The organism is Microbulbifer maximicatervae (SeqCode) (assembly GCF_052468155.1).
This window is the reverse complement of the sequence record NZ_CP174335.1, coordinates 1,061,250-1,075,794: the sequence shown is the minus strand read 5'-3', so window position 1 is coordinate 1,075,794 and position 14,545 is coordinate 1,061,250. Positions and strand designations below refer to the sequence as shown.

General features: G+C 50.5%; 8 protein-coding genes. 5 read left to right on the top strand and 3 right to left on the bottom strand.

Going from position 1 to position 14,545, the window contains the following annotated elements; genetic code table 11:
• Position 1: 1 nt before the first annotated feature.
• Positions 2 to 2,002 carry a transketolase gene (tkt, locus tag ACJJIY_RS04550; RefSeq protein WP_444911791.1) on the bottom strand — a complete coding sequence of 667 codons (2,001 nt, stop codon included), beginning with the start codon at positions 2,000 to 2,002 and terminating at the stop codon, positions 2 to 4.
• A 258-nt stretch (positions 2,003 to 2,260) separates the two neighbouring features.
• On the opposite strand from tkt, the gene ACJJIY_RS04545 reads away from it, so the two are divergent.
• The 5 genes from ACJJIY_RS04545 to ACJJIY_RS04525 all read left to right on the top strand — a co-directional run bounded on the left by ACJJIY_RS04545 (position 2,261) and on the right by ACJJIY_RS04525 (position 7,691).
• Positions 2,261 to 3,217, top strand: a complete 957-nt coding sequence (locus tag ACJJIY_RS04545) for a metalloregulator ArsR/SmtB family transcription factor (RefSeq protein WP_444895698.1) — start codon at positions 2,261 to 2,263, stop codon at positions 3,215 to 3,217.
• Between the two features lie 72 nt (positions 3,218 to 3,289).
• Positions 3,290 to 4,510: a methionine adenosyltransferase gene (gene metK / locus ACJJIY_RS04540; protein WP_282930687.1), complete on the top strand. Its 1,221-nt coding sequence runs from the start codon at positions 3,290 to 3,292 to the stop codon at positions 4,508 to 4,510.
• 107 nt (positions 4,511 to 4,617) lie between these two features.
• On the top strand, positions 4,618 to 5,994 hold the full coding sequence (gene ahcY / locus ACJJIY_RS04535; RefSeq protein ID WP_369974263.1) for an adenosylhomocysteinase: 1,377 nt from the start codon (positions 4,618 to 4,620) through the stop codon (positions 5,992 to 5,994).
• Between the two features lie 64 nt (positions 5,995 to 6,058).
• Positions 6,059 to 6,898: a methylenetetrahydrofolate reductase [NAD(P)H] gene (gene metF, locus ACJJIY_RS04530; RefSeq protein WP_444895699.1), complete on the top strand. Its 840-nt coding sequence runs from the start codon at positions 6,059 to 6,061 to the stop codon at positions 6,896 to 6,898.
• A gap of 115 nt (positions 6,899 to 7,013) precedes the next feature.
• Entirely contained in the window at positions 7,014 to 7,691 is a 678-nt protein-coding gene (locus ACJJIY_RS04525; protein WP_445359191.1) for a pseudouridine synthase, read from the top strand.
• Between the two features lie 93 nt (positions 7,692 to 7,784).
• On the opposite strand, the gene ACJJIY_RS04520 is transcribed toward ACJJIY_RS04525, so the two are convergent.
• Together ACJJIY_RS04520 and ACJJIY_RS04515 are read right to left on the bottom strand one after the other, a co-directional pair.
• Complete coding sequence (locus ACJJIY_RS04520) at positions 7,785 to 10,706, bottom strand: TonB-dependent receptor plug domain-containing protein (protein ID WP_444895701.1); 2,922 nt, start codon at positions 10,704 to 10,706, stop codon at positions 7,785 to 7,787.
• A gap of 1,205 nt (positions 10,707 to 11,911) precedes the next feature.
• Entirely contained in the window at positions 11,912 to 14,266 is a 2,355-nt protein-coding gene (locus ACJJIY_RS04515; RefSeq protein ID WP_445359190.1) for a Tex family protein, read from the bottom strand.
• Positions 14,267 to 14,545: the final 279 nt, after the last annotated feature.

Sequence of the window (14,545 nt, the reverse complement as noted above, 5' to 3'; positions counted from 1 at the left end):
ATTACTTCAGCAGTTTTTCTACCGCTTCAGCCACATTGTCCACAGTGAAACCAAAGTAGCGCATCAAGTCGCCGGCAGGGGCAGATTCGCCAAAGGTTTCCATACCGATAATAGCGCCATCGAAACCGACAAACTTATACCAGTAGTCTTTGTGGCTCGCTTCTACCGCTACTCGTGCACGTACAGAAGAAGGCAGTACGGACTCACGATAAGCCTCTTCCTGCTCCATAAACAACTCGGCACAGGGCATGGAAACAACGCGAACTTTCTTGCCAACCAGTTTTTCCTGGGCCGCCATCGCCAGCTCTACCTCGGAGCCAGTGGCAATAATAATGGCTTCAGGAGCACCTTCGCAGTCGGACAGTACGTATCCACCGCGCTCAATCTGAGCCAGCTGTGCGCTGTCGCGATCTTGAGGAGCCAGGCCCTGGCGGCTAAAGACCATGGTGCTGGGGCCCTCTTTGCGCGCGATAGCCATCTTCCAGCTCACTGCAGATTCAGTGGCGTCACAGGGGCGCCAAGTGTGCAGGTTCGGAGTGGCGCGCAAGGCGCTGAGCTGTTCTACCGGCTGGTGAGTCGGGCCGTCTTCGCCGAGGCCAATAGAGTCGTGGGTGTAGACAAAGACCACACGCTGCTTCATCAGTGCAGCCATGCGCACAGCGTTGCGGGCGTATTCCATAAACATCAGGAAGGTAGCGCCGTAGGGCACGAAGCCACCGTGGAGAGCGATACCATTCATAATGGCGCTCATACCGAATTCGCGCACACCGTAATAGATGTAGTTGCCGGAGGCATCCTCGGCGCTGACACCTTTGGAGCCTGACCAGATAGTGAGGTTGGAGCCAGCCAGGTCGGCGGAGCCGCCGAGGAATTCGGGCAGCAGCGGGCCGTAAGCGTTCAGAGCGTTTTGGCTGGCTTTACGGGAGGCGATCTTCTCTGCATTTTCCTGGCAGGCTTTGATGTACTCATCTGCTTTGCTGAGGAAATCTGCGGGCAATTCACCGCTCATGCGGCGCTCAAATTCGGCTGCCAGCTCCGGGAATTCTTCGCGGTAATCGGCGAGGATATCTTTCCACTCGTCTTCCTGGGCTTCACCTTTGGCTTTGGCATCCCAGCCAGCGTAGATATCTTCGGGGATTTCAAATGGGCCGTGGGCCCAACCGAGGGTTTCGCGAACCAGGGCAATCTCTTCGTCACCCAGCGGTGCACCGTGACACTCTTCGCGCCCCTGTTTGTTCGGGGAGCCGAAGCCGATTACGGTTTTGCAGCAAATAATGGTGGGCTTATCGGTAACAGAGCGAGCTTCTTCAATAGCGGCTTTGATAGCGGCGGAATCGTGGCCATCCACATTGGGAATTACGTGCCAGCCGTAGGATTCAAAGCGCTTGGGCGTGTCGTCGGTGAACCAGCCTTCCACTTCACCATCGATGGAGATGCCGTTGTCGTCATAGAAGGCGACCAGCTTGCCCAGGCCCAGAGTGCCGGCCAGGGAGCAGGCTTCGTGGGAGATACCTTCCATCAGGCAGCCATCGCCCAGGAATACATAGGTGTGATGGTCTACCAGCTCATAGCCGGGGCGATTGAACTGGGCAGCCATTATCTTTTCTGCCATTGCCATACCAACAGCGTTGGTGATGCCTTGGCCCAGTGGGCCGGTGGTGGTTTCTACACCAGGGGCATAACCGTATTCGGGGTGGCCCGGAGTTTTGGAATGCAGTTGGCGGAAGTTCTGCAGCTCTTCAATCGGCAGGTCATAGCCGGACAGGTGCAGCAGGGAATAAAGCAGCATGGAGCCGTGACCATTGGACAGTACAAAGCGGTCGCGATCGGCCCAGCTGGGGTTGGCCGGGTTGTGCTTTAAGTAGTCATTCCACAGCACCTCGGCGATATCCGCCATACCCATGGGCGCACCGGGGTGGCCGCTTTTGGCTTTCTGGACCGCGTCCATGGACAGGGCGCGAATGGCGTTGGCCTTTTCAGCGCGAGAGGGAGTAGAAGACATAAGAAGAGCTCTCTGGTTTCTTAGCTAGGGTGCGGCGCTGCTCTGCCGGCAGATTCCCGCAACAACAAAATGGTGGCGTATTTTCCCGTAAAGGACGGCCCCGCGCAAAGCTTTGGTTGGGGATTTGTTGTTGAGTGCAGCAACAAACTTCCAATTCTATGCATTAGGCGGCGCCATTAACATCTATATCAAAAATATTTAATAAAGCTATATCAAAACATTTTGATATAGGTGTGCTCCCCTGCTAGACTTCGCCCCATGTCTGAAAATGAGCCAGCACCCGAACTGAGTCCAGCCGAGGCAATTCCTCAGCTGGCCTTGACCTTGAAAGCCGCCGGAGATCCCCTGCGGCTCGAAATATTGCGCCTGCTCAGCCAGGATTCTTACAGTGTTTTAGAGCTGTGCCGAATCTTCGATTTGCGCCAACCTGCCTTGAGTCATCACTTGAAAGTGCTCGCCCAGGCAGGTCTGGTAAACAAGCACCGCGAAGGTAATAACCTTTTCTACCGGCGCACTGCAGCTACTCCACTGCTGGCACAGCTTTTTACCAACCTGGATCATTTGCCTCTGGCCGATGTGCGTGTGCAGGCGGTATACCGGATTTCTGAGGAGAGAGCGGAAGCATCGCGACGTTTCTTTGCCGATTACGGCAACCGCTTTCGCGAGCAGCAGGAATTGATCGCCAGCTATGACGTATACGGACCACAAGTGGCTCAGCTGCTCAAACCTGGTCGCCATGCCTTGGAAGTTGGGCCTGGAGAAGGTGAATTTCTACAGGAGTTGGCTCAGCGTTTCGCGACAGTGACAGCACTGGATCTGTCTTCTGCAATGTTGGAGCGGGCTCAATCTTTTGCCGATGAACAGGGTATTAAAAATATCGAGTTTGTCTGTAGCGATACTCGCGCTGCTGCGGCACGGCCGGCGAGTGCCGATACTATCGTGGTGAACATGGTGCTGCACCACACTCCTGACCCGGCACAAATTTTTCATGATTTGCACGGCGCCCTAAAAAAGGGCGGGCAGCTTTTAATCGCAGAATTGCAAGAACACAGCCAGGACTGGGCCAGAGAGGCCTGCGGAGATTTATGGCTGGGTTTTGCTCCAGAGCAGTTGAGTGACTGGGCCGCGACTGCCGGCCTGCAAGATGGGCGCAGTATTTACAGTGCCTTGCGCAACGGCTTTCAGATCCAGATAAGAGAGTTTATTAAGCCCTGACGGGGGTTTGTCAGGCACAGCCTGAAGTTAAAAGATATTCAACCGCTGCGGCGGGACAATGGAGACCTCAAAATGAGTGAATACAGACTGTTTACCTCAGAATCCGTATCTGAGGGACACCCGGATAAAATTGCCGACCAGATTTCCGATGCTGTATTGGATGCTCTACTGGCCCGTGACAAGCAGGCGCGGGTAGCCTGTGAAACCCTGGTGAAAACCGGTATTGCAGTTATTGCCGGCGAGATTTCCACCTCTGCCTGGGTAGACCTGGAAGAGCTGGTGCGTAAAGTTATCACCGATATCGGCTACACCTCTTCTGACGTGGGTTATGACGGTGAGACCTGTGGTGTTATCAATGTGATCGGTAAACAATCTGTGGATATCGCACAGGGTGTAGACCGCGCTAAGCCGGAAGACCAGGGTGCTGGGGACCAGGGGTTAATGTTTGGTTATGCGACCAACGAAACCCCCACCTTTATGCCTGCACCGATCTACTATTCCCACCGTCTGGTTGAGCGTCAGGCTGAAGTGCGTAAATCCGGTCTGCTTCCCTGGTTGCGTCCCGATGCAAAAAGCCAGCTGACCTTCCGTTACGACGAACAGGGTCGCCCCTGTGCGATCGATGCGGTTGTTCTTTCAACTCAGCACAACCCGGATGTCAGCCAAAAAGATCTGCGCGATGCAGTGATGGAGTTGATTGTTCACAACACCTTGCCGCTGGAATGGCTGCATAAAGACACCAAGTTCCATATCAACCCGACGGGCAACTTTGTTATTGGCGGGCCAGTTGGGGACTGCGGTCTCACCGGGCGCAAGATTATCGTCGATACTTACGGTGGCTCCGCTCGCCATGGCGGCGGTGCGTTTTCCGGTAAGGACCCCTCTAAGGTTGACCGCTCTGCCGCTTACGCAGGTCGCTATGTGGCTAAGAACATTGTCGCTGCAGGCTTGGCCAAGCGCTGTGAGATTCAGGTTTCCTACGCCATCGGTGTCGCCGAGCCGACTTCCGTAGCAATTAATACTTTTGGAACCGGTTTGGTACCAGAGGATAAGCTGGTAGAGCTGGTGCGCGAAAACTTTGACCTGCGCCCTTACGCCATCTCCAAATCCCTCGACCTGTTGCACCCGATGTATCAGTTGACCGCAGCTTATGGTCACTTTGGTCGCGATCCGTTTACCCACACTTACAATTGGATCGACAGCAATGGCCAGGAACGCAGTGAGAGCTTTACTGCTTTCCCATGGGAAAAAACCGACAAGGCGGATGCGCTTCGCTCCCAAGCCGGCCTCTAAGTTTCAGAAATAAATATTCATGCCTGCGCCAAAAGCGCGGGCACACAAAATATGCTGGGTACCACTCGGCAAGCTGATAATTTTTGGACTCAAAAACGATGAATCAAATGAGCACTGAATTTAAAGATTACAAAATCGCGGATATTTCCCTGGCCGAGTGGGGGCGCCGTGAAATTGAAATTGCAGAAGGTGAAATGCCGGCACTGATGACTCTGCGTGAGAAATACCGCGCAGAGCAGCCGCTGGCGGGTGCCCGTATCATGGGCTGTATTCACATGACGATCCAGACTGCAGTGCTGATCGAAACTCTGGTCGCACTGGGTGCTGAAGTTCGCTGGTCCTCCTGTAATATTTTCTCCACTCAGGACCACGCCGCTGCCGCTATTGCTGCGCGCGGAATCCCCGTATTTGCCTGGAAAGGTGAAACTGAAGAAGAGTATGAGTGGTGCCTTGAGCGCACTATTGGTGCCGATGTTGCCGGCTGGCAACCCAATATTATTCTGGACGACGGTGGCGACCTCACCGAGCTGCTGCACCGCGAATACCCGCAACTTCTGGATGCTTGCCACGGTGTGAGTGAAGAGACCACCACCGGCGTACACCGCCTGCAGGATATGCTGCGCGAAGGCACCCTGAAGATTCCTGCGATCAACGTCAATGACGCTGTGACCAAGAGCAAGAACGACAATAAATACGGCTGCCGCCACAGCCTCAACGACGCCATCAAGCGCGCCACTGACCACCTGCTCTCTGGTAAGCGAGCGCTGGTTATTGGCTACGGCGACGTAGGTAAAGGTTCCGCAGCATCCCTGCGCCAGGAAGGTATGATCGTACGGGTTTCTGAAGTGGACCCGATCTGTGCGATGCAGGCTTGTATGGACGGCTTCGAGCTGGTTTCCCCCTACATCGACGGCGTTAATACTGGTACCGCTGAGGGTATTAACAAGCAGCTGCTAGCCAATACAGACCTGATTGTTACTACAACTGGCAACGTAAACGTTTGCGATGCCCACATGCTTTCCGCCCTGAAGAGTGGTGCGGTGGTTTGTAACATTGGTCACTTCGATAATGAAATCGACACCGCCTTTATGCGTGAAAACTGGGAGTGGCAGGAAGTTAAGCCGCAGGTACATAAGGTGGTTCGCAATAGCGAAACCAACGATCACTTGTTGCTGCTGTCTGAAGGCCGCCTGGTAAACCTCGGCAATGCTACTGGCCATCCGAGCCGCATCATGGATGGCTCTTTTGCCAACCAGGTTCTCGCCCAGATCCATTTGTTCAAAGAAAAGTTTGCTGACTTACCGGCAGATCAAAAAACTTCAGCGCTGTATGTAAAAGTACTGCCCAAGCACCTGGATGAAGAAGTTGCACGCTATATGGTTGAGGGTTTTAGTGGTGTTATCACCCGTATGACCGAGCAACAAGCAAACTATATCGGTGTTTCAGTTGAAGGTCCGTTCAAACCTGAAAGTTATAAGTACTAATAGCCCCTAACTAAAAGGTGCCGGCATCGCCGGCGCCTGAATTGTGCGGGGTTGGAGAAATATAATGAAAGACTCCATTCGCATAAGTTTCGAATTTTTCCCTCCCAAAACGCCGGAGGGTCGCGAGAAGCTATACAAAACTCGCGAAGCGCTCCAGGCATTTAATCCTGAATTCTTTTCTGTTACCTATGGTGCCGGTGGTACCACGAGAGAGACAACGTCGAGTATTGTGACCAATATGCGGCGAGATGGTATTTCAATTGCCCCTCATTTATCGTTTGGTGGTGATAATGAAGAGACAATACTGGGTTTGTTAAATGAATATAAAGAGGCGGGGATTAATCGAATAGTTGCACTGCGTGGTGATATGCCGTCGGGCATGGGTGCAGTGGCGCAACTGGTTTATGCGAATGAATTAGTCGCCTTTATTCGTCGACATACCGGTGATCAATTTCATCTTGAAGTAGCTGCCTATCCAGAGATCCACCCGGAGTCGAACAGCTATGATGACGATATTCGCTATTTAAAAGGTAAATTTGAGGCAGGTGCTAATAGCGCACTGACTCAATATTTTTATAACCCGGATTCCTATTTTTACTTTATTGATCAGTGTGAAAAGGCGGGTATCGATGCGCCCATTTATCCAGGCATTATGCCGATAGCTAATTTTGCCAACCTTGTGCGTTTCTCTCGCAATTGTGGTGCGGAAATCCCAAGATGGTTGGTTAAGCGCATGGAAAGTTATCGTGACCCAGAGGATGTTAGGAAGCTTGGGTTAGAGGTTGTAACCGACCTCTGTGAGACCTTATTAGAGGGTGGCGCACCGGGCTTACATTTTTATACGATGAATCAGGTTGAAACTTCTACACATATTTTGAACGCCCTTGGTTTAGTGCCCAGATAGATTTGACTTGAAATAGGAAGATTTTTTGCCGTAGGGAGGGGCTAAAACTTATAGATATATTTTCAGGGCATTATTAATGCGTAAGTATAACCCTCCCACGGAGCCTTACCTTTCCGTGGTTTATGAAGATTCTTACCTACTGGTAATGGACAAGCCAAGCGGGCTCCTCAGTGTACCTGGCCGGGATCCTGCCAATAGGGATAGTTTGGCAAGCAGGGTTCAGGAGCGTTACCCGGAAGCACTTACAGTACACCGCTTGGATATGGATACTTCGGGGTTAATTGTAATGGCGCGCAATGCTGAAGTGCATAAATCTCTTAGCGCACTGTTCCAAACTCGCCGGGTTGATAAAACTTATTATGCTCGAGTATGGGGTGTACCAAAAAGTGTTAGCGGCGAAGTGGATTTACCCCTCATTTGTGACTGGCCAAATAGACCAAGGCAAAAAGTAGACTTTAAGGAGGGAAAACCGTCGCTGACTCGCTGGAAAAAAGTTTCAAGTTCAGGTAACAGCAGTTTAATTCAGGTAAAGCCAGTTACTGGTCGTTCACACCAAATCCGGGTGCACATGAAGGCTATAGGGCATCCTATACTGGGAGATCGGTTTTATGCTCATTCAGAGGCATTATTATCGGCGCCGAGATTACTTTTACATGCTAGTAATCTTGATTTTTTCCACCCCATTATCGGCAAGTTAATTAGCTTTAAGAGTGAGTTAGGTGAGGTTTTTGAGAGAAACCTAAAAAAAACTGATTTGAATAGTGGAGAAAGATCTAGGTTAGCTAAATCGTGATCGGGAACCTTTCGACTTTGCTTGACGACTGATTTAAGTATTATCGAGAGAGGTCCTAAGTGAATTACTTAGGACCCCTAAATCCTCTAGGTTTTATTGTATTGAATAATTAAACCCGACATAGAAGCTGCGACCTAAGGTGTCATACATGCCTGAGCCTTCACCAGTTCCAGAGAGGCCCGAGGGTGGCTCTTTATCAGTGAGATTATTCACACCACCATATACTTCAAGATCTGAGAAGGTGTAGCGGGCCTGAATATCGTGATACCGCATACTTGGGGTCTTGTATGGACCTTGAAGGTCGGTACGATCATCCGTTTGAATCAGTAGCATATCGGCGATATAGCGACTGCGCCAATTTACCTGGAGCTCACCATAGTTGTAGGTGAGGTTCGTGATGTAAGATTGACGAGGGTCGCCTAATTCACCATCTACTTTATCGGCGGTGCTTGGGTCTTCCTGGAATGGGTAATCATCCCGATCCAATAACTTCGTGCCCACCAGGCTAAAGTCTACGGAGCCCCAGTTTGCATCGGCAGAGAAAGGTGCGGCTAAGTCAAAGCTATAATCAAGCTGATAGTCAATTCCTCGAGCGGTTAAGCTGGCGATATTCAGCCCGGTAGAAGTGATAGAAATAATTTCGCCGGTCTCTGGATCGCGAGGGGCCAGTGAGCAGTACACATTGTTGATGCTAGCGCTATCGACACAGCGGTCCACAATGTCTTGACCGGAAATGTAGGAAATAGCATCAGTAATCTCCATATCCCAGTAGTCGAAGGTCAGGGATAGGCCGGGAATAAAGCGCGGGGTTAACACCACTCCATAGGTGTAAGTATCTGCGGTTTCCTCGGTCAGTTCCGTGTTACCACCCGAATAGCCTGGGAGGCGTGCGGAATCTGTCGCTGAGTGATAATCGGCTGCAAGCCCTAGGTCCGCGCAGCGCGCGGCCCTTTGGGTTGGGTCGCTCGCATTATCGATCTTGTCGTAGCTACAGGGATCTTCGACAGGGAAGAAGTTCTGGCCCAGTGGAGAATACAGTTCTTCGATACCAGGGGCTCTTACAGACTCAGAGATTGTCGCACGGAGGCGCACATCTTCCGTGATTGTCCAGTCAAGTGATGACCCCCAGGTGGTAGTGGTCCCAACAGTGCTGTAGTCGGAGAAACGCGCCGAGCCATTCAGCACCAGGCTTTCTACTAGTGGTACATCCGATATCAGAGGGGCAGAAAACTCGCCATAGACCTCGGTGACATCATAATCGCCAGAGGTAGCAGAGAGGGCATTCATGAAAGTCTCGCCATCCTTGATTACTTGGTCGTAATCTACTTTCGAGGTCTCCTCTCGATATTCTGCACCGAAAGCCGTGGAAAATGCGCCGGCCGGTAATTCAAACAGATCTCCGGTGATATTGGCGGAGTAGATAGTTTGCGTCATTTCCTCTGTTGAGCCGGTATCTTGCAGCATAAAGTAATCGATTGCTTCTTGGCTGTTTAATCCGGAGCCGAAGAGATTGATCGGTATACAGCCGTTGGCCTGGGCCTCCTCACTGCGGCAAACCACTTCACCAGTTGCGGGATCTACGACAGCATCAACGGCGTCAAAATAGCGCTCATTATGGCGGTTGTTGGAGTAGTCGACCTCTGCATCGTAACGGCCATAAATTGCGGATAATTCATAGTGCCAGTCTCCGGCGAAGTCCCCCTCAAGGCCCAGCACATAGCGCTGTACTTCCCGTTCAGCAACGTCACCGCGCAAGCCTAAATCGACATTGTGGCGGTTGTACCAGAAGCTGTCCATACCGGCCTCATCCAGAAGGCCTTTAAGCTCAGTTGGAATAAAGGCGTTATCAGCGGAGATAACTAAATCGCCAAGGTAATCGAAGGAAGCTGTACTAAATGTGATGGCTTTACTGAAGCTGTATTTCGCTTCAGCAAAAACACGCATACTCTCATTGATATCAAAATGCGCTTTTGAGAAGAAGTTTTGCGACTCAAGCTCTGGGTACATTTGCGTACTGTTTGTGAAATTAGAGCCATCTCCTCCAATAGAAGTTGATTCTCCTAGAGGCGCTTCCCCCGGGTTAAAGGCAACAAATTGCCCGTCCTCAGTAAAGGTATAAGGCCCTGATTCCATGCCCATAATAGGTATATAGCTGTCAGGAAATTGCCAAACAGTTGTAATTGGATGGGCTCCCCAAATTACTCCGGTATCGCTCAGAAAATTGTTGGTGGTGTTATAGACAAGAACTGAGTCCGGGATACCGTCATTGGGCTCTGCATTAGGGTCATCCTGCCAGCCGGGAGATCGCGCCACCCAGGGTCTGTCTTTGCCGAAAACTTCAGCGGTCTCTGAGTGTTGGAAGCTTAGGGCCACATTACCGCGCCCATCGGCAAAGTTGCTACCCCAGGTTACGCTATATTCACTCGCCTCACCGCCGTCCAGTTCTGGCTGCATATGATGTACACTGACTTTAAGGCCTTCAAAGTCATCACGGGTAATAAAGTTAACAACCCCTGTTACAGCATCGGCACCGTAAACAGCTGATTGGCCTCCAGTAACTGTATCGACTCTTGCTAAAAGATCTTCGGGGATTGTATTAATATCGACTGCAGAGGTTCCGATACTGGAACCGACGTGGCGGCGGCCATCTTGTAATACTAGGGTACGTGAAGTGCCCATTCCACGTAAATCCAGCAAGCTTAGGCCTGAGGTGCCGATATAGCGGCCAGCATTACTATTGCTGAAAGTAGAACGCAGTGCGGGGAGTTCGTTCAGAAAATCCCCAAGGCTGATAGCTCCACTATTTTTGATATCTTCAATCGATACGGAAGTAATGGGGCTAGCAGTTTCGAGGTTCATCTTCTTGATACGAGAACCCGTAACTACAACCTCTTCTAGGGCCTCAGATTCACTAATATCAGTATCGATTTTATTTTCTTGTGCGAAAGCGGGTGCCCCACCGACGGCAAAAATAATTGCCGCACTCAGAAAGTTCAGTTTGAACTTCTGTTCCATAAATTCCTCCAAGGATCCAGTGTGTAATTGTAATTTTGTATTCCTGCATGTTTTTATTGCATCAATATGATTGCAGGATATAGGTGATAATAACGCTATCCTCTGTGAGTCTCGAGATCCTCAAGAAAAATGGAGTGTCTATCATGTTTTTTTGATATTTGTTGGTTATTTATTGCCGAGAATTTGTTTTTAGTGTGTTGTTTTTGTGGATAATTCGGTTTTTTGGGGATGTTTAGTTCTGGGTAGATTGCAAAGTAAGTTGCTTTTTTAGTGTTGTGGCCAATATTTATGTAGATGCGCTAATCTAGCATGATTAAAAATCATGTTTTAACGAGTGTTTTATTTAAAACAATATGCCGAAAGTGAATTTTATGACACTTGTGACTTTCTGAGGGGGGTAAGATCAAATTGACTTTAACAATATTTGCGTTACCCCTTTGTTGGCTGTTTAGTTACTCCTAAATCATAAGCTGCTGACTGTAGGTTGGAAGCTATACTGTACTCATGAGTATATGCACGATCCATTTGCTCTGCTTACCCGCAGATCGGGAGCAAGTGCTAAAGTTGGATTAAATCTGTGGTGTTTCTGACCCCCTAATATTTAATAGATCTCAGTATTTTATACTTCTTCAAGGTCCATTTAATCGCGTTTTTTTGAGTTAAGTGTTGAAACTTAATCGGCTCTTTCGATGATTTTGGGATGAAAATGTTTCTAGTGCTTATCTCACTTAAATTTTCTTGAAATATTATTCTGAGCAGCCAAGAAGCTCTCTTTTGGAGTTCACCTCTACATTTGTATTATGACCGATCTCAATTTTTAAGGCTTTACTTTATTTGGATATTTTTTTCTGGGGATGGTGGGGTTGGCTTGTAACTTTTTTTCTGGAAAGAAAAGTATATCGAGTGTGTTGATTTGTACTTTATTTTTCCATGTACCCTCTTTTAGGGTGAAATTATATTTCAATATATTTTAGGGGGCTATTTAGAAAAATATTTTCTTAAGCGTCATGATCTTTATTTGGGTGGTTCTAGAAGGCAATTTTTTATTTCTCGTATAGGTTATAGTGAGTTTAGCCTAGCCATAAGTCAGACAACTATCAATTGCCTATTTGCCAGCTATTATTTTATTGGTTTACTTTGTATTTAAGTGGCTAATTTTGATGTGGCAAGTTAAGGGCGACATTGTCGCCCTTAACTTGCTATATTTATTTTTTATTCTTCATCGCCGCCATCAAAATATCACCCATGCTGCCACGGCCATTACCTTGGCCCCCTTTCTGGGAGCGGTTGCCCTGTTGCTTATTGTAGCGCTGGGCTTGGCGGTTTTCGCGTTGGTCACCCTTTTTGATACCGCCACTACCCTGCTCACCGGGCTCATCAGATAAACGCATGGAAAGGCCGATACGCTTGCGGGCAACGTCCACTTCCATCACTTTAACTTTGACAATATCACCGGCTTTTACGACTTCGTGAGGGTCTTTAACGAACTTCTCTGAGAGTGCAGAGATATGTACCAGGCCATCCTGGTGAACACCGATATCCACAAAGGCACCAAAGTTGGTGACGTTGGTAACGGTCCCCTCGAGTACCATTGCCGGGCGCAGATCTTTAATTTCCTCTACGCCCTCTTCAAATTTGGCCGTGCGGAATTCCGGGCGCGGGTCGCGACCGGGTTTTTCCAGTTCGGCGATAATATCGGTAACGGTAGGTACACCGAATTTTTCGTCGGTATAGTCTGCTGGGTTCAGTCGGCGGAGGAAGCCGGAGTCGCCGATAAGGCTGTTAATTTCACGGCTATTTTTCTCGGCAATGCGTTTAACCACGATATAGGACTCGGGGTGCACACCGGATTTATCCAGCGGGTTTTCACCGTTATTAATACGCAGGAAGCCGGCGGCCTGTTCAAATGCCTTGGGCCCTAAACGCGGAACTTCCATCAGTTGCTTGCGATTTTTGAAAGCGCCGTTCTGGTCGCGGTAGCTGACGATATTGTTGGCAATAGATGCAGTCAGGCCGGAAACCCGAGCCAGCAGCGGTGCAGAGGCGGAGTTCAGCTCAGCGCCGACACCGTTTACACAGTCCTCAACCACTGCGTCCAATGAGCGGGCCAGTTGAGTCTGGGAAACGTCGTGCTGATACTGGCCAACACCAATGGATTTGGGCTCGATTTTCACCAATTCTGCCAGCGGGTCCTGCAGACGGCGGGCGATGGAGATGGCTCCACGGATAGTCACGTCAAGATCCGGGAATTCCCGCGCAGCAAATTCAGAGGCGGAGTAAACGGAAGCACCGGCTTCGTTAACCACTACTTTTTGAGCCGTCAGCTTGTATTGTTTAATGGTTTCCCCGACAAATTTGTCGGTCTCACGGCTGGCGGTGCCGTTACCAATGGCGATCAGGCCCACATTGTATTTATTACACAGGGCGGCAATAACTGCTGCAGACTCCTGGTGACGATTCTGTGGCGGGTTGGGGAATATGGCGGTGTGATCGAGTATCTTGCCAGTGGCATCGACCACGGCGACCTTGACCCCGGTGCGCAGGCCCGGGTCCAGGCCGATGGTGGCTTTTTGCCCGGCCGGAGCTGCTAGCAGCAGGTCTTTCAGGTTGCGGGAGAATACCTTGATGGCCTCCTCTTCTGCTTTCTCGCGCAGCTCACCCATCAGGTCAGTTTCCAGTGCGGTCAGCAGTTTGATTCGCCAGGTCCAGCGCACCACTTCGCCGAGCCATTTGTCTGCAGGACGACCTTCATCGGTGATATCCACATGGCGGGCAATCATGGCTTCGCAGGGGTGGCTGGCGGTTGGGGAAGCCCCCTCCTCTTCGGCAAGGCCGACACTGATAGCGAGCACGCCTTCGTTGCGGCCACGGAAAATAGCCAGGGCACGGTGCGAGGGAACCTTGGACCAGTCTTCGGCGTATTCAAAATAGTCGCGGAACTTGGCCCCTTCTTCTTCTTTGCCTTCGAGCAGTTTGGATTTCACCTGTCCATCGCGCTTGAGGAATTCACGTAGCTTGCCCAGCAGCTCGGCGTCTTCGGCAAAGCGTTCCATCAGGATAAATTTGGCTCCATCCAGAGCGGCTTTGATGTCTTTGACGTGAAGGGAGGCGTCTTCGTTGTCGGTGTTGAGGTATTGCTCTGCTTCGGCTGCGGGGTCTAGGGAGGGGTTGTTGATCAGTGCATTGGCCAGTGGCTCCAGTCCAGCCTCGATGGCGATTTGTCCTTTGGTGCGGCGCTTGGGTTTGTAGGGGAGGTAGAGGTCTTCGAGGCGGTTCTTGGTGTCGGCACTGTTGATTTGTTGTGACAACTCCGGGGTAAGCTTGCCCTGCTCATCGATACTTTTCAGGATGGCAGCGCGGCGCTCTTCCAGTTCGCGCAGATAGCGCAGCCGATCTTCCAGGGTGCGCAGCTGGGTGTCGTCCAGGGCCCCTGTTACCTCTTTCCGGTAGCGCGCAATAAATGGGACTGTGGCTCCTTCATCGAGCAGGGATACTGCGGCGGTAACCTGTTGTGGTCTGACATTGAGTTCTTCGGCGATGCGAACGTTGATATCCAGCATTTGATGTTTACATCCGTTTTCCGGGAAATTTCGTACCGTTAAGGGCGATGTTGGACCAGTAAGTAGCCTTTCAGTTTCCGTGGTATTTGGCGGGTAAACGAGAGGGCCCTTACAGGAGTAATTTTGGGTCGGCATTATGCGTTACCCGAGCGCAGCGAGGAAGGTTTGCGGCAGGACACAAAGTTGTGCGGCAGTCTGCATCCAAATTGCCTCTTATGTGCGTCGAACTCCAGTAGAATGCGTACTAACTAAAATTTGACCAATTCAGGTCAGGGAACG

Bases quoted from the DNA above. Each gene is read 5' to 3' on its own strand.
- ACJJIY_RS04520 (WP_444895701.1), bottom strand. From the start codon at position 10,706: ATGGAACAGAAGTTCAAACTGAACTTTCTGAGTGCGGCAATTATTTTT.
- ACJJIY_RS04515 (WP_445359190.1), bottom strand. From the start codon at position 14,266: ATGCTGGATATCAACGTTCGCATCGCCGAAGAACTCAATGTCAGACCA.
- metK (WP_282930687.1), top strand. From the start codon at position 3,290: ATGAGTGAATACAGACTGTTTACCTCAGAATCCGTATCTGAGGGACAC.
- tkt (WP_444911791.1), bottom strand. From the start codon at position 2,002: ATGTCTTCTACTCCCTCTCGCGCTGAAAAGGCCAACGCCATTCGCGCC.
- ACJJIY_RS04545 (WP_444895698.1), top strand. From the start codon at position 2,261: ATGTCTGAAAATGAGCCAGCACCCGAACTGAGTCCAGCCGAGGCAATT.
- ahcY (WP_369974263.1), top strand. From the start codon at position 4,618: ATGAGCACTGAATTTAAAGATTACAAAATCGCGGATATTTCCCTGGCC.
- metF (WP_444895699.1), top strand. From the start codon at position 6,059: ATGAAAGACTCCATTCGCATAAGTTTCGAATTTTTCCCTCCCAAAACG.